At 62.1% G+C, this 14,458-nt stretch carries 18 protein-coding genes and 1 tRNA gene; 12 read left to right on the top strand and 7 right to left on the bottom strand.

Features of this window, described 5'->3' with window-relative positions; all coding sequences use genetic code 11:
- Positions 1 to 36 precede the first annotated feature (36 nt).
- Both dcm and LG306_RS04375 read left to right on the top strand, forming a co-directional pair.
- A complete protein-coding gene (dcm, locus tag LG306_RS04380; RefSeq protein WP_404418527.1) occupies positions 37 to 1,296 on the top strand; it encodes a DNA (cytosine-5-)-methyltransferase in 1,260 nt (419 codons plus the stop codon).
- A 4-nt stretch (positions 1,297 to 1,300) separates the two neighbouring features.
- Positions 1,301 to 1,777: a very short patch repair endonuclease gene (locus LG306_RS04375; RefSeq protein ID WP_404418525.1), complete on the top strand. Its 477-nt coding sequence runs from the start codon at positions 1,301 to 1,303 to the stop codon at positions 1,775 to 1,777.
- On the opposite strand, the gene LG306_RS04370 is transcribed toward LG306_RS04375, so the two are convergent.
- On the bottom strand, positions 1,761 to 2,729 hold the full coding sequence (locus tag LG306_RS04370; protein ID WP_404418523.1) for a hypothetical protein: 969 nt from the start codon (positions 2,727 to 2,729) through the stop codon (positions 1,761 to 1,763). The genes LG306_RS04375 and LG306_RS04370 overlap by 17 nt on opposite strands.
- Positions 2,730 to 2,856: 127 nt before the next feature.
- Here LG306_RS04370 and LG306_RS04365 point away from each other — a divergent pair, with 127 nt between their 5' ends.
- The gene (locus LG306_RS04365; protein WP_404418521.1) at positions 2,857 to 4,089 is read left to right on the top strand and encodes a type II restriction endonuclease; all 1,233 of its coding nucleotides are present in this window, start codon (positions 2,857 to 2,859) and stop codon (positions 4,087 to 4,089) included.
- 7 nt (positions 4,090 to 4,096) lie between these two features.
- On the opposite strand, the gene LG306_RS04360 is transcribed toward LG306_RS04365, so the two are convergent.
- A complete protein-coding gene (locus tag LG306_RS04360; RefSeq protein ID WP_404418519.1) occupies positions 4,097 to 4,354 on the bottom strand; it encodes a helix-turn-helix domain-containing protein in 258 nt (85 codons plus the stop codon).
- Between the two features lie 84 nt (positions 4,355 to 4,438).
- Positions 4,439 to 4,660, bottom strand: coding sequence for a helix-turn-helix domain-containing protein (locus LG306_RS04355; RefSeq protein ID WP_404418517.1), 222 nt, complete (start codon positions 4,658 to 4,660; stop codon positions 4,439 to 4,441).
- A 255-nt stretch (positions 4,661 to 4,915) separates the two neighbouring features.
- Between LG306_RS04355 and LG306_RS04350 the strand changes: the two genes are divergently transcribed.
- Genes LG306_RS04350 through LG306_RS04340 form a run of 3 tightly spaced genes read left to right on the top strand, consistent with a single transcriptional unit; the run spans position 4,916 to position 5,800 of the window.
- Positions 4,916 to 5,161: a hypothetical protein gene (locus tag LG306_RS04350; RefSeq protein ID WP_404418515.1), complete on the top strand. Its 246-nt coding sequence runs from the start codon at positions 4,916 to 4,918 to the stop codon at positions 5,159 to 5,161.
- A 37-nt stretch (positions 5,162 to 5,198) separates the two neighbouring features.
- A complete protein-coding gene (locus LG306_RS04345) occupies positions 5,199 to 5,429 on the top strand; it encodes a DUF6626 family protein (RefSeq protein ID WP_404418513.1) in 231 nt (76 codons plus the stop codon).
- The gene (locus tag LG306_RS04340) at positions 5,426 to 5,800 is read left to right on the top strand and encodes a hypothetical protein (RefSeq protein ID WP_404418511.1); all 375 of its coding nucleotides are present in this window, start codon (positions 5,426 to 5,428) and stop codon (positions 5,798 to 5,800) included. Before LG306_RS04345 ends, LG306_RS04340 begins: the two co-directional genes overlap by 4 nt.
- Positions 5,801 to 6,212: 412 nt before the next feature.
- On the opposite strand, the gene LG306_RS04335 is transcribed toward LG306_RS04340, so the two are convergent.
- A complete protein-coding gene (locus LG306_RS04335) occupies positions 6,213 to 7,625 on the bottom strand; it encodes a DUF3987 domain-containing protein (RefSeq protein ID WP_404418509.1) in 1,413 nt (470 codons plus the stop codon).
- Positions 7,626 to 7,714: 89 nt separating this feature from the next.
- Complete coding sequence (locus tag LG306_RS04330) at positions 7,715 to 8,437, bottom strand: hypothetical protein (RefSeq protein ID WP_404418507.1); 723 nt, start codon at positions 8,435 to 8,437, stop codon at positions 7,715 to 7,717.
- Between the two features lie 687 nt (positions 8,438 to 9,124).
- Here LG306_RS04330 and LG306_RS04325 point away from each other — a divergent pair.
- Positions 9,125 to 9,463, top strand: a complete 339-nt coding sequence (locus tag LG306_RS04325; RefSeq protein ID WP_404418505.1) for a four-helix bundle copper-binding protein — start codon at positions 9,125 to 9,127, stop codon at positions 9,461 to 9,463.
- Between the two features lie 61 nt (positions 9,464 to 9,524).
- Positions 9,525 to 10,714, top strand: a protein-coding gene (locus LG306_RS04320) for an IS3 family transposase (RefSeq protein ID WP_404413560.1) whose coding sequence is annotated in 2 segments (ribosomal slippage) — positions 9,525 to 9,777 and positions 9,777 to 10,714 — 1,191 coding nt in all. Because the reading frame shifts where the segments join, the coding sequence is not laid out codon by codon here.
- A gap of 15 nt (positions 10,715 to 10,729) precedes the next feature.
- On the opposite strand, the gene LG306_RS04315 is transcribed toward LG306_RS04320, so the two are convergent.
- Positions 10,730 to 11,095, bottom strand: a complete 366-nt coding sequence (locus LG306_RS04315; RefSeq protein ID WP_404419646.1) for a DUF6538 domain-containing protein — start codon at positions 11,093 to 11,095, stop codon at positions 10,730 to 10,732.
- Positions 11,057 to 11,132: transfer RNA gene (locus LG306_RS04310), tRNA-Ala, on the bottom strand. Before LG306_RS04310 ends, LG306_RS04315 begins: the two co-directional genes overlap by 39 nt.
- A 163-nt stretch (positions 11,133 to 11,295) precedes the next feature.
- Here LG306_RS04310 and LG306_RS04305 point away from each other — a divergent pair.
- The 4 genes from LG306_RS04305 to LG306_RS04290 all read left to right on the top strand — a co-directional run bounded on the left by LG306_RS04305 (position 11,296) and on the right by LG306_RS04290 (position 14,444).
- Positions 11,296 to 11,601 carry a YggT family protein gene (locus LG306_RS04305; protein ID WP_017504977.1) on the top strand — a complete coding sequence of 102 codons (306 nt, stop codon included), beginning with the start codon at positions 11,296 to 11,298 and terminating at the stop codon, positions 11,599 to 11,601.
- Between the two features lie 104 nt (positions 11,602 to 11,705).
- Entirely contained in the window at positions 11,706 to 12,587 is an 882-nt protein-coding gene (locus tag LG306_RS04300; RefSeq protein WP_404418502.1) for a 3-hydroxybutyryl-CoA dehydrogenase, read from the top strand.
- Positions 12,584 to 13,141 carry a phthalate transporter gene (locus LG306_RS04295; protein ID WP_066627996.1) on the top strand — a complete coding sequence of 186 codons (558 nt, stop codon included), beginning with the start codon at positions 12,584 to 12,586 and terminating at the stop codon, positions 13,139 to 13,141. Before LG306_RS04300 ends, LG306_RS04295 begins: the two co-directional genes overlap by 4 nt.
- Before the next feature lie 58 nt (positions 13,142 to 13,199).
- Positions 13,200 to 14,444 (top strand): DUF418 domain-containing protein, encoded by a 1,245-nt coding sequence (locus LG306_RS04290; protein ID WP_404418500.1) that lies wholly within the window; start codon positions 13,200 to 13,202, stop codon positions 14,442 to 14,444.
- Positions 14,445 to 14,458 lie beyond the last annotated feature (14 nt).

Below are 14,458 nucleotides of genomic sequence, written 5' to 3'. Positions count from 1 at the left end.
TAATGTCCGCTGAAATTCCCAGCGGAGACCCGAGCCATGCGCCAATCCGACTCTCTCGACATTCTCCGACAGGCGCGTGAACGCTTCTCGCAAAAGGAAATTGCGGACCTCATCGGGAAAGATGCGAAGACCATCCGTCGTTGGGAGAAAGGTGAGATCGCATGTCCTGCGATGCTCGAAGCCGCCCTGCGCGAAATCCTGCATTCACAGCAGCCTCAAGCGGCCAACGACGCGCGCTTCCGATTGATCGATCTTTTCGCTGGCGTGGGCGGAATCCGCTTGGGTTTTGAGGCGCACGGCGGCCGCTGCGTCTTCACGAGCGAGTGGAACGATTTTTCGAAGAAGACCTATCTGGCCAATCATGGTGACGATCATCCGTTCATCGGCGACATTGTTCCGGTCGAAGCCTCGGAAGTGCCTGATCACGACGTCCTGCTTGCCGGATTTCCGTGCCAGCCCTTCAGCATCGCTGGGGTGAGCAAGAAGAACTCCTTAGGGCGGCCCCACGGTTTCGAATGCACCACTCAAGGGACGCTGTTCTTCGATGTGGCACGGATCATCGACGCCAAACGCCCGGCAGCTTTCCTGCTGGAGAACGTAAAGAACCTCGTTTCCCACGACGGCGGCAACACATTCAGGGTCATCGTTCAGACGCTCCGCGAGGAGCTTGGCTACGACGTTCATACAAAGATCATCGACGGGCAGCACTTCACGCCGCAACATCGCGAGCGGATCATCATCGTCGGTTTCAAGCGAAAAACAGGCTTCTCTTGGGACGATCTCAAGTTGCCGTCGCCCCGCCCACGCTTAGGGTCGATCCTGCATAAAACCGATGGGACAGAGCCAGTGCTGCCGTGGGATGGTGATCGCTATTTCGACCATGACACCAATGCGGTTCAGTCGAAATTCACTTTGACTCCGAAGTTGTGGGATTATCTCCAGCGGTATGCCGAGAAGCATCGCGCCGCAGGAAATGGCTTCGGATATGGGCTGGTTTCGGCCGAAAGCGTCACCCGCACCCTGTCAGCCCGCTATTATAAGGACGGGTCGGAAATTCTTGTTGATCAGGGCAAACGGAAGCGGCCGCGCCGACTGACCCCCCGCGAGTGCGCCCGTCTCATGGGGTTCCCTGACACTTTCAAAATCCCGGTGAGCGATACGCAAGCATACAGGCAGTTCGGCAACAGCGTTGTCATGCCGGTGATGCAGGAAGTCGCCCGCATAATGGTGCCCCATATTGAGGCCATCATAGAGCAGGATGAATCCGGCATCGTTCAGGAACCCCTGTTCGGATGACGTGATGGCTGACGTCGTTGATGCGGCGACCCGCAGCCGGATGATGTCGGGCATTCGGGGGAAAAATACGAAGCCGGAACTTCTCGTCAGGCGTGGGCTGCATAGGCGAGGCTTTCGGTTCCGTCTTCACGGAGCCAACCTGCCGGGCCGTCCCGACCTCGTGCTGCCGAAATACTCGGCGGCCATTTTGGTCCACGGCTGCTTCTGGCATGCCCACGACTGCTCACTGGCCAAAATGCCGAAGACACGGCCCGATTTCTGGCGGCAGAAACTCGCCAGCAATCAGGCTCGTGATGTTCGCCAGCTTCGGGAGCTTAAAGCCATGGGCCTTAGAACGCTCGTGATCTGGGAATGCGCTTTGCGCGGCTCCAGTGAATTGACGGCATTCACACTTGATCGCACCGAGGACTGGCTTCGAGTCGGCTTTGCATCGAGCGAGATTGCCAGAGCGGACTGGATAGCCGCTACAGACGCTCTCTGAACAAGCCGAATGCCGACGATCCTGCGGTGAGGAAGGCGGCAACATCGTCCGCCAGCATCCCCAACGGCCGATAGAAGAGACCGTTTTCCGTGTTCATTCGGTCAAGCACGGCCGGATTCAGCTTCGCCAGCGTTTGCTCCGGCATATAGATTGCCAAGGCTTGGGTCTGGAGCAGAGCGGTCGTGCGGTTTGGGTTGAATTCTCCCGCGTTGTTGAAGAAGCCGACTCCGATTTTGGGTGGCTGGCAATCCTGAAGGCCGCGCAGAAGTCGCTCCCGTGCTGCATAGCTCTTCACCTCGACGGTAAGGTTCGCGGTGGCCTTGGCCGCTGTCGGTTTGATCACGATGTCCCCGGCACCACCTGTTCCGGTCTGCACCATGCTCGCAGACAGCCCTCTGTTGATGAGGGCCTCTCGAACCAGCAACTCGTTGTAGCCCCCGACGAATGAAATGAAGCCTGCGGCCTGCTTCTTCATGAAATCACCGTATGGCCCGGTGAGGACGTCGATCAGGTCTTCCAGTGAGATTGTTGTCTGGCCGCTCTCGTCGAACGAGAGCGTTCCGCGAAGGAAGCGTCGCAGCCGTGGCTTCACCAAATCCGAGACAAGAGCCGACCAGACTTCGTTGGCTTCCGACAAGCGTGCGGCCGTGATTTTGCCACCAAGCTTTTGCTCCACGAGAACTTTCAAGGCGGCGGCTCGCGGAAGATAATGCTCCAGCCGATCCATCACCGAGGGGACGTGAGCAATCAGTGCGTCCAGTGCTTCGACCTGCTTTGGCTTAAGATCGATGACCTGCCACCGCCCTCCAAGAGGGATCGACAAAATTTCCCCTGATACATGCTTGGCGAACGCCCCCCGGTTCTTTGCTGTTCGCCCATGGAAGCCGAGGGCGATCCCGACGTCGGCGTCGGACATCGCGGTGAACGCGGTGAGAGTCGAGGTCAGGTTCATCGCATCAAGGGTCTCGAGCGGCAGTTGATGAAATCTGGCGCGATTCGGCTACACATGAACCCTGACCAGCTACTCAACAACGCGCCGCTGCGTTGCATAGCGGGATGTTGGATGGGGAGACGGCCCGGTGAAGCACGGCTATCTGTCACAGTATTTTCAGAGCGTGGGCATCAAACGGCTCAGCGGGGTCGAAGCTGATGTCATCAAGTCGAACCAGCACGAGTTCAACGGCGTCGAGGGCTTTCGCGCCATGTTCGGCGAGCCTGAAGGAAAGGTCCGCTATCCGGCGCGCTTCCTCTATCTGACCGATCAGGAAGACCAACCCGTGTCCGATGAGGGCTTTCTCACTTGGTATGACGCCCGCGCCAAAGCGCGGCTCGAACGGGGCGTCATGCGAACTGAGTATCGGCTCTATTTTCCGACCAATCTGGTCTCGATGTGCGCGGCAGAAGGCGATCTACTGCTGATTGCCCGCCTTTCCGAAGGCGGTGTGCTGGCCATTGTCGCTGAATCCGGCACCACCATCGAACGGCAAATTCAATGGCTGTTCGGATTCGGAGAAGGTGCCCACCCCGGCTTCTCCGTGAAGTCCGAACTTGAGACTGAACAGGACCGGATCGGCTTCGCTGCTCGCACGATCCTTGAAGCCATTGGGATCGAGCTTGAGGAAGAGGCTCCGAACTACCTCGACCAGATGATGCAGCGGTTCGAAGGTGCGTTCCCCAAGACGCTCGAATTCTCTGCCTATGCCCGCAGCACGCTGAACGGTGTATCCGCGAAAGACGACCCCGACGCGGCTCTGGTCGCATGGATGGAGCGGGAGGAAATCCTGTTTCGCACCCTCGAAAAGCACCTGCTGGGGGAACAGCTACAACACCTTACATCGTCTGGAGACCCAGAACCTGACGCCTTCATCAAGCTCGTCCAAAGCGCGTTGCAGAGACGCAAATCAAGAGCCGGATCGGCGCTGGAGAACCATCTTGAGCAGGTCTTTGGAGACCTCGGTATCGGCTACACGAGGACGGGTGTCACAGAGAACCGGCTCAAGCCTGACTTCATTTTCCCGTCGATTTCCCGCTATGCCGATCCTGCATTCCCGTCAGATCGGCTGACCATGCTTGCCGCGAAGTCCACTTGTAAGGATCGTTGGCGCCAGATTCTTAATGAAGCTGCCCGAGTGCCATTGAAACACCTCCTCACGCTCGAACCGAGCATCAGCACCCACCAGACTGATGAAATGGCTGCGGAGGGAGTTCAGTTGGTTATTCCGGCTCCCCTCATTCCGACATACACGGAACACCAACAACGCTGGCTGATGAATGTCAGAGGGTTCACCGAACTGGCTCTGGCGCGTCAGTGATATGGCTTCACTCCCCTCGGTTGGACGTCTCAGTCTTCAGCAAAGCCATGGGTGACGCCTTCAATGCGTTGGCGAGGGCAACTATGGCTTCCAGCCGAGGATTGGCACGACCCTGCTCGATCAGGCTGACGTAGCCAGTGCTGAGACCAGCACGTTGGGCCAGCGCAGCTTGGGTCAGCCCCTGCGCCCGTCTGATACGTCGAATGTTCGCTCCGACCTCGCGGCGCCATGCGGCGGAATCGTCTTGGTGAAGGCGAGAGGACATGAACCCCGGCAGCGAAAAGCTAAGAGCCTCCACAGGCTCTCACGGTTCGCCGACCCGTCAACCATACCGGCCGAACCGAGGTGATCAGCCCGCCTCGTCATCGGGCGTGATCAGATCGACCGGCGTTGCACCCAAGGCTTGCGCCAACTCCCACAGACTGACGATGGTCGGGTTCCGGCGACCCCGTTCCAGATCGCTCAGATACTGTTGAGAGAAGCCCGAGCATTCGGCCAGTTCTTCCTGCGTCAGCCCACGCGCGGTCCTGAGCCGTTTGACGTTCCTCCCCACGAGCAGCCGCATGTCCATGGGAGGCACCGTGGCGATGCGGGGTCTCGCCGTTTATCAACTATTGTATGTATCTTAACGGCTCAGCTTTAAGCCTCGGGTCGTCGCAGAACAGCGGAGGCCAAGCGATATGAGGACGTTCAAGGCGCAGGTTCGAGTGAATGGATTTCCCCGAGAGGTTCGGATTCAGGCACAGCACTTCGTGGCTGCGCGGGAACTGCTCGAAGCGCAGTATGGCAAGGGCAGCGTTGTGACCGGTCCTACGGAGGCTCGCTGATGCTTTCGCTCGCCAGCCGGGACGAACCCGCAGGCCCTATCAGAAAATACCGGCTGCGGATTCGGGCGGCTCGTGTGGGGAAGGTATTTGAGAGCACAACACCATTTCCAAACATCTCGGTCGGTGATCGATTGATGTGGGATGACAGGTGGGGCGAAGATGTGGAAACTGTGTTCCACAGGTTCTATGAAGACGGGACCATACACGAAATGGATATATGGCTCAAAGGAAGCGCGCCGTTTTGATGAAGCGGGATAAATACCGGAAAGAAAAACCTCCGGTATGGACATCTATCACCACTTCCTTAAACGCGGCCTGACCGACTCCCATCGCCACTTCTCCTCCGCATGGCTGAACCGCGCCGAGAACTACCTGTGCCTACGGGCCGGTCGCGGACCATCTGCCGATGCCCTCATCGAACTCTTCCAGACGCTGGTGAGGGAGGGGAAGCTGGTGCTGGCTATGCGGGTCGCGTGGGCGGTGCTTTGGCTCCCACAGGAAGCTCGGCGATGAGCGGCTGGTGCGACTACCTTTGCGACTTTCCCGATGATGGCAACGTCACGCTTGACCGCATTCTGAGCGCGATGCCGGATGGGGCGGTGATCATCCACACGCCGTTGCCGACGTTCAGGCTCCGCGTTGCATCACCCGGAGCAGCAGCCATGCTGCGGATCACGATACCCGGCGTCGAACGGATCGAGGGATCACCGGCGACTGAGGTGCTTGTCCCATGGGCGGCACGCTCGGCTTGCGAAGCTCAGATCAAAAGTCTGAACCACGGCCCCGCACGCTGGACCCGACTGGAACGGATCGAAGCGCGCGGGGATGTGTGGCCGACGTTCGAGAATCTCTGGCGGCGTCATTGGCGCCAATGGCGCCAATAGGTTCAGCTATCCTCTCCCCCCGGCTGGTCGCGCCCAAACACTTGGGCCTCCCGAGCGAGAGTTCCCACCCTCCTACGCACCGGGCGGCGAGGGCGTCTCTTCGACACGAACTTGCTCCGTGCGTTTGGATACATCCGCAGCAGTTCGGCCTTGGTAGCTGTGGCCCAGTCGAGGTGCGCGCGGGCGTTTCGCCGGGCCAGTTCGACGCTCGGATGAGTCTTGATGGGCTTCAGGTCGATAAGCGCAGTTTCAGCCTTCGCGATCTCCGCGTTGAGCCACATTCGTATGCTGTTCGGCCTGCAAACCTTCTTCCTTGCCGCAATCCACGCCCTGATGGATGCCTTGTCACTGGGTTGGATGCGGAACCCGACCGTAAAGGTCGGGATCGCGGGGTGGATAGGGGGCGATCCGGTCATCCGCGCGCTCCCCGGGGAGCGGCCTTGCGAACCCCGATGTCAAACAGGATCGGGTTGACCTCGTAGAGGCCGGGACGCTTCCCCGCCTTTCCGTCCGCGCGTTCGCCGACATGACGGATCAGCTTGGCCGCCGTCAGCACCTCGCAGGCTGCCGTCATGACGGAAGGTTGCGATAGGCGCCCCGCCGGACCATGGCTGCCACGGCCGAGCAGACGGGCGTTGAACTGGGCGTCGCCCTTGTTGGCAAGTAGGCGAAGCAGACGGAGGGCATCCTGATCTTCGACGGGCTGGGCTGCGTTCTTGAGCGCGAGAGCAGCCATCGGCGACGCATATGCGTCGATGAACTTCATCGCCGCCGTCATGGCCGAAGCGCTGATCGTCGTAGGACCAGTCGTGTCGTCCGGCTTGGCGTCTGACGCCCACCAGAGGTGTTCGAGCACGAGAGCCAGCCGCAGCGCGACGCCACCCTGCTTCCCGAGCCATTGGCCCCACACACCATCCTCATCGGCTTCTGCGGCCTGTCTCTTCTGACCCACCCATTGCTCGAACCGGGCAATGGCTCGGCGAGAAACCGGGATGGCGACGGGCCGTCCATCGACGAGGCCAAGATTCCACAGTCGTCGAAGGACCGTTCTGCCGGGGTCCATGCTCACCGATTTCGCGATCCGAAATCCTTTGACCGGCTTCGGGAAGACATAGAGCCAACGTGCGGCGAACCCCTTGTTCTCCTTAGAGCAGACGAACTGGGTGAGCGTATTCGGCTGGGCGCCGCCCAGCACGCTGATCGCCAGCCGCTTGATGTGAAGGGCGCGTTTGCCTTTGCGCTTCACCATCTCTGGCCTCGCGCCGAAGGCTTTGAGCCAGAAGGCTTCACCGCCGGTCTGGCCGAGCCGCGACCACCAGTGCGAGAGTTCATCCTTGATGAGGATCAGACCTTTCGGGCTGGCGGACGCGACCTCAGCGGCGGCTTGAGCCGTCACGTCGTCGATATGGATCGCCCAGTTGCTCTGCTCATCCTCCTCCAGTTCGTCGGCGGCTTCAGCTTCGAAATCGGCGATCATTTCAACGAAGGGGTCCATGGCGGGCGACTTCCCGGCCGAAGGATTGCCGATGAGGACGGTCCAGAGGACGGATGGCTCTGTCCAGCCGATGGCGTCGGTCGTTCGAGCATTGCCGATCAGACCAGCGGCCAGAGTGATCAGGCTGGCGCCGACATAATCGACCGGCACATTTCTGCTCTGCGCGATGGCCTCAACCCATTGCGACATGGTGCCGCCGAGCATGCCGGTCGGGAAAGTCGCACGGTCTTCGACAGTGCTGTGAAGCAGCGACGTGTCGGGGCTGTTCCAGTTGAATGGAGCGTTGAACGGGACGACGTTGGTAGAAGCGGTGTCTTTCTTGATAGCCATGCTGGCCTCCTGTGGTTTTCAGTGATCACAGGATCGGCCACACCCGCGCTGGCGTCGTGGAATGTAAGTTAGATTCAAATCTGGGGTGGCTATGCCCAGCGGGGGTGGCTGATTAGCCCTTGCTCGTGCATAGTCTCTACTGCCTTTCGCAAAGACTCGAAGTCGGGGAGACTGAAGTCTTTTTCGTGCGCGGCGTATTCTTCGAGCCAGTCCCACATCTTGATCATCAGCGTCTTGATGGTGGCCTTCGGATCATCGTCGATCCACCCCTGAAGTGTTGGAGCGATGGCGACGCGCCACGGCTCGCGATACCCCTTACCGCGCCCGACTCGCCTGTTTGACCAAGCCGCGACCTGTTCCCAATGCCCACGCTCAGCAAGTGAAAGAGCGACTTCGGCTCGGCCGAGTTCGAACCCTCGCAGGGCTGTGAACGGGGGTTCCTTCGGGTCTGCGCGGGTCCACGCCTCCATCACGCCGACGCCATCGAGAAGAGAGGACAAGAGGTCGATGACGATTTCGGCCTTTCTGAAAGGCGAGGTCTCATCTCGACTTGGTTCGAGGTCGTCGGCAGCAGCCATGACCTCGGCTCGCATCAAGCGCGCAAGGTCGAGTGCTCCTGCGCCAAGGTTCAAACGGTGATCCACGAAGCCGTGCTGAATGGCGAGCGCGGCAGCACGCCAGATCAAGCCCGAGAGGCGGCTTTCGTAAGCCGAAAGCCATCGCCCGCTGGCAGCGGCCGACTCATACTCGCTCTCGAAGTGCACCGCCGCTCTGCGTAGGTTCTTGATCCACTCGTCCTTCGTTACCGCCACGTCCCCTTCCTTCCCCCTCTGTCATTGGCGCCAATAGCGCCAACAGGGTGTTGGGCATGCTGGCTGGATCGTCGCGAAGCTGTGGCGTGGAAGGTCTGAAGAAAATGTCGCCTGCGTGCTCTCTTAGAAGACATGGGCGACATTTTCGGGCCTTGGCTCTCGCGGACGAGGTGACCGAGGTCTGGAGAGATCGACGGGGCTGATCGGCCGAACGAGGCGAAGCCGAAGTCGAGACGAACGGCCCTGTCGCAGGTGATCGCCGAAGGCGGTCGCCTCGCTGATGGTGGTGGTGAGGCTTCAGCCTGATCTGGTTGATGTGGACGAGCCGTGTCCTTCGGCCACGACGTCGTTCGCCTTGGTCGATGTCGTCGCGGACGAGCCGCTCGCCTTCGACCAGCGATGGCCTTGATCGATTTGATCTCGTGAACCAGAAAATTCAGGTGACGTGGCCGAAGGCCGACCAAGCACGCGAGCGACAGATTTTGGTCGCTACTGGCGCTATTGGCGCCATTGGCGCCGTTCTCGGAAACAGGGGTGGAAATCGCTGTGTTTCACGGCCCGCAAACCCAATGCTGGCGTGGTCGATATTTCGTGCCCGCTTCCATCTGATTCAGGGGACGGCGCCGGGGAGTGGAACGGCGCACCGCGCGACCTGTTGAATCGGCTCCATTCAAAAGGAGAGCCGACATGCACGCGCATGAGATGATTTCCACGCACCCGCACGTCCAAGGCAGCACCAACGACGCCCTGATCCGCTGCATCGAGGAGTGCTACGACTGCTCGCAGACCTGCACCTCATGCGCCGACGCCTGTCTGGGCGAAGAGATGGTGGCGCAGATGACCCAATGCATCCGCACCTGTCTGGACTGCGCCGACGTCTGCATCACGACCGGCACACTCGGCACCCGGCGCACAGGGTCGAACGAACAACTGATCGCCCGCATGCTGGAGGTCTGCGAGGACGCTTGCCGCCTGTGCGCCGAGGAGTGCGAGATGCACGCCGACAAGATGGAACACTGCCGCTGACGTGACCCCCTTAAACTCCTCCAGGAATAGCTAGAGTCCGCCCCTCGAAAGGACGGACAGAATGAAGCGATCACGGTTCACGGAAGAGCAGATCATCGGGATCCTGCGCGAGCAGGAGGCCGGCGTTCCGGTGGCGGACCTGTGCAGGAAGCACGGGCTGAGCTCACCGACCTTCTACAAGTGGAAGGCCAAGTATGGCGGCATGGACGTGTCAGAGGCCCGGCGTCTGAAGGCGCTGGAAGAGGAGAACGCCAAGCTGAAGCGGATGCTGGTGGACTCGATGCTGGACAGCGTCGCGCTGAAGGATCTGCTGGGAAAAAAGTGGTGACGCCCGCTGCGCATCGAGAGGCGGCGGCGCACCTGCAGTCGGCCTACGCGATGAGCGAACGGCGGGCCTGCCGGGTGTTGGGCGTGGATCGGACGAGCGTGCGCTATCAGGCGACGCGACCGGACGACGGCGTCCTGCGGGATCGGCTGAAGGCCCTGGCCCAGGAGCGACGGCGGTTCGGCTATCGCCGCCTGCACGTGATGCTTCGGCGCGAGGGGCATGCGGTCAACAAGAAGCGCGTCCAGCGGATCTATCGCGAGGAGAAGCTGACGGTGCGCCGGCGCGGCGGGCGCAAACGCGCCATAGGCACGCGGCGTCCGCTGGAGATTCCCCTGGTCGCGAACCAGCGCTGGTCGCTGGACTTCGTCTCCGACCAGATGACGGACGGGCGGCGCTTCCGCATCCTGACGGTGATCGACAACTGCACGCGCGAGTGCCTCGGGCTCGTCGCCGACACCTCGCTGTCAGGGCGACGGGTGGCGCGCGAGTTGGACGCCATCATCCTGCGGCGGGGACGCCCGGATACGATCATCAGCGACAACGGCACGGAATATACGTCCAACGCCATCCTGGCCTGGGCCGACGACGCCGGCGTGAGCTGGCATTACATCGCGCCGGGCAAGCCTCAGCAGAACGGCTTCAACGAGAGCTTCAATGGTCGGCTGCGCGACGAGCTGCTGAATGAGACGCTGTTCCGATCGCTGCCGCACGCCCGGGCTGTCCTCGAAACCTGGCGGCGCGACTACAACGAAACCCGGCCTCACTCGAAGCTGGGATGGTTGACGCCGAAGGCCTACGCACAGGCGCTCACCGGACAGAGCGGCCGGTCTGCTGCGCTGGTTGATGGCTGCTCAGACCGGCCTATTGCCAACCCCGCCAACCCCAGTTCAGATCAACCAAGGACTCTCGTTATGGCTGGATGAGAAACGGGGGTCACGTCACGCCCGATATCCCGTGCCGAGCGATTTCATGACGTGCGTCTTGCCGATGATCCCGGCCAACGGTCGAGGGACACGAAGACGAAGGTAGTAGGTCGATCCCCGGACGATCAGGCCAGACGATTGCCGCCGCCCAGCATTATGTGACCGTGGAGAGGGTCTGGGAGGCCGTTTGGACGGTGTGTGCGACGAGGTGGTGCTACAGCCTCGGGACGGTGAACTAACTGTAGAGGAACGCTTTTTCGACGGTCTCTTGGAGGCCGTGTGTAGCAGCGTGGTGTCAGTTTTTTCGCCTGTTTCCGACCAAACCCTTGTGGAACAAGGATTTGGTGGAGCCGAGGGGAGTCGAACCCCTGACCTCGTCATTGCGAACGACGCGCTCTACCAACTGAGCTACGGCCCCGTTTCCAGCGTGGGATCGGGTTTCACAGGCGTGGCGGACATAGAAGGCGGGCGGGCGTGGTGTCAACGGGCTTGTGCGCGCAAAGCGCGCAGGTCGGATACGGCCGTTGTCGGAGCCGGGGCGAACAGGCTAGAAGCGCCGATCCAAGCAGGAGTTACCGTTCATGGGCTATGCGCTCGTCTGGTTGATCAACACCATCATCAGTCTGATGATCTGGTTCATCATCGCCCAGGCCATTCTGAGCTGGTTGGTGGCGTTCGACGTCGTCAACTATCGCAACCGCTTCGTCTATTCGGTCGGGACCTTCCTGGACCGGGTCACCGCGCCCCTGCTGGAGCCGTTCCGCCGCATCATTCCGAACCTGGGCGGCATCGACATCTCGCCCATCGTGGTGATCCTGCTGCTGCAGTTCATCAGCGTGCTGTTCAACCGCACGGCGGCGCCGGCCCTGATCCAACTGCTCGGCTGAGGCGACACGGCGGGCGGAAATCTGATGCGAGAGGGTTGATCCGCTCTTGCGCCGCGCGCCTTCCTTTCTAAAGGTGCCCGCCCGACCACTTTCGACCACGGTTCATGACCTCGATCACCACAGTCGCCATTCTGGGCGCCGGACAGATGGGCGCAGGCATCGCGCAGGCGGTCGCGCTCGGGGGCTATTCGGTTCGCCTTTATGACGTCGTCGCCGACCGGCTGCCGCTGGCGCAGGGCGAGATCGCGGCCAGCCTGGCGCGTCACGTCGGACGCGGCCTGGTCGATCAGGCCGCCGCCGATGCGGCCCTGGCCCGCATCACGACCAGCGACGGAATGGCCGAGACCGTCGCCGGCGCCGATCTGGTCATCGAGGCGGCGCTGGAAGACGAGGCCGTCAAGAAGGCCATCTATGCGCAGGTCGTGCCGCACCTGGGGCCGCAGACGCTGCTGGCGTCCAACACCTCTTCGATCTCGATCACCCGCCTGGCGTCCTCGACGGACCGGCCGGACCGGTTCGTCGGCCTGCATTTCATGAAGCCGGCGCCGGTGATGAAGCTGGTGGAGATCATCCGCGGCATCGCCACCTCGGCCGAGACCCATTCCGCCGCCGTCGCCTTCGCCGAAAGCCTGGGCAAAACCACCACGGACGCCGAGGATTTTCCCGCCTTCATCGTCAACCGCATCCTGGTACCGATGATGAACGAGGCCATCTTCGCCCTGTACGAAGGGGTCGGCAACGTCGCTTCGATCGACAAGGCGCTGCGCCTGGGCGCCAATCATCCGATGGGGCCGCTGGAACTGGCGGACTTCATGGGTCTGGACGTCGTCCTGGCCATCATGAACGTGCTGTATGACGGCCTGGCCGACAGCAAATATCGTCCCTGCCCCCTGCTGGTGAAATATGTCGAGGCCGGCTGGCTGGGCAGGAAGAGCGGACGCGGCTTCTATGACTATTCCGGCGCTGCGCCGGCGCCGACGCGATGAGCCGGTTCGAGAGCTATTCCGACCTGCCCGGTCAGGCGACCATCGCCGCGCGGCCTGGGCGGACGCCTCGGATTCTGGCCTGCCTGGCCGGCGCGGCCTGGCCGCCTCTGTGGTTGACCCTGCCCTTCTGGCGGCCGCACGCCTATCTGCCGGGTCGCGACATGGACTGGCGGTTGGTGGTGATGCTGATAGGCCTGATCACCGTGCCGCTGGCGCTTTATCGTGTTCTGAACGAGCGCAAGCGCGACGGCCGGCCCGGCACGCGGCTGGGCGTCGTCTGGCGCTTCATGATGTACGGCGGCCTGGCGGCAGCCCTGGTTCAGATCGTCGTCGCCCTGGGCATGAGCGTGATGGGCTGGTTCGAGGCCGGCGATGTGATGCAGGCCTTGGGCGCGACCGAGACCACCCTGCTGATCTTCGGGGTCGGCGGCCTGCCCATCGCCATGATCGTGGGCGTCAGCTACGCCCTGTGGGCCGGGTTGTGCGCCGCGTTCATCGCCTTCGAGGCGCGGCCGGCGGTCAAGGACAGACTGGGCCTGATGCCCAAAAGCTGAAATGCATGGGCTGACATTCGGGCCTGACGCCTGAGTTCGAGGATTGGGGGATCCGAGAATGACCATGGACGACACGGACAAGGATGCGGCGGAGATCCTGTCGCCCGTCGCGGCGACCTCGCGCATCGCCAGCCTGGACGTCATGCGGGGGCTGGCGGTGCTGGGCATCCTGGCGGTCAATGTCGTCTCGTTCGGCCTGCCGGTCATGGTCTATCAGGACGCCAGCCTGAGCCCGTTCCCGGTCACCGGCGCCAACGCCGTGGCGCGCTGGACGATGGACGTCTTCTTCCATCAGAAGTTCATCACCCTGTTTTCGATGCTGTTCGGGGCCTCGATCTATCTGGTCGGGGGCGAGCGGGGCGATGCGGCGCGTGGCAAGTTGCTGCGGCGCCGCCTGTTCTGGCTGGCGGTCATCGCCCTGATCCACGGCCTGGCCTTCTGGTATGGCGACGTGCTGCTGCTCTACGCCTGGTCGGGCCTGTTCGTGATGCTGTTGCGGTCGATGCGGGCGGGGACGTTGATCGGGATCGGCCTGGCGGTGACCCTGTTGCTGGGCGCGATGCAGGCGGGCGCGACCTGGCTGATGGTCGCCGGGCCGCCGGCGATCACCGAGGCGATGAACCAGGGCCGGCCGCATGACACCGCCGCCATGGTGACGGAATCGATCGCCGCCTATCGCAGCGGCTGGACCGGGGCGATGGGCCAGAACATTCAGAACTGGCTGCTGCTGCAGGGCGCCAGCCTGACCATGTTCGTCTTCTCTACCGTGGCCCTGATGATGCTGGGTCTGGGTCTGTTCAAGGCCGGCGTGTTCAGCGGCCGGGCACCCAACGGGGTTTATGTCGCCTTGATCGCTGTCGGCGGAGCCGTGCTGGCCCTGCTGGGTGTGCTGGAATGGCGCGAGGCCATGGCCCCGGCCGGAGCTCGCCCGACGCGCGGCCTGGCGGAGGTCGTCGCCTCCTTCCCCATCTTCGTCACCCTGGCCTATGTCAGCCTGATCGTGCTGGCGACGACGCGAGGGGCGGCCTGGATCACGGCGGCGCTGCGGTCGGTGGGACAGATGGCCTTCACCAACTATCTGACCCAGACCCTGATCATGACGTCGATCTTCTACATGCCGTGGGGGCCGCGCCTGTTCGGACGGGCCGACTATGTGCAGATGTGGGGCCTGGTCGTGGCGGTCTGGGCGCTGCAACTGATCTGGTCGCCACTGTGGTTGTCGCGGTTCAGCATGGGGCCGCTGGAGTGGGTTTGGCGCTGTCTGACCTACGGCCGTCGGGTGCCGATTTCAAAAGGCGGCTGACGGCGCTTTTATCG

This window comes from Brevundimonas vesicularis, assembly GCF_044807075.1.
Classification (GTDB): Bacteria; Pseudomonadota; Alphaproteobacteria; order Caulobacterales; family Caulobacteraceae; genus Brevundimonas; species Brevundimonas vesicularis_G.
This window is presented reverse-complemented; position numbering and strand designations above follow the sequence as displayed.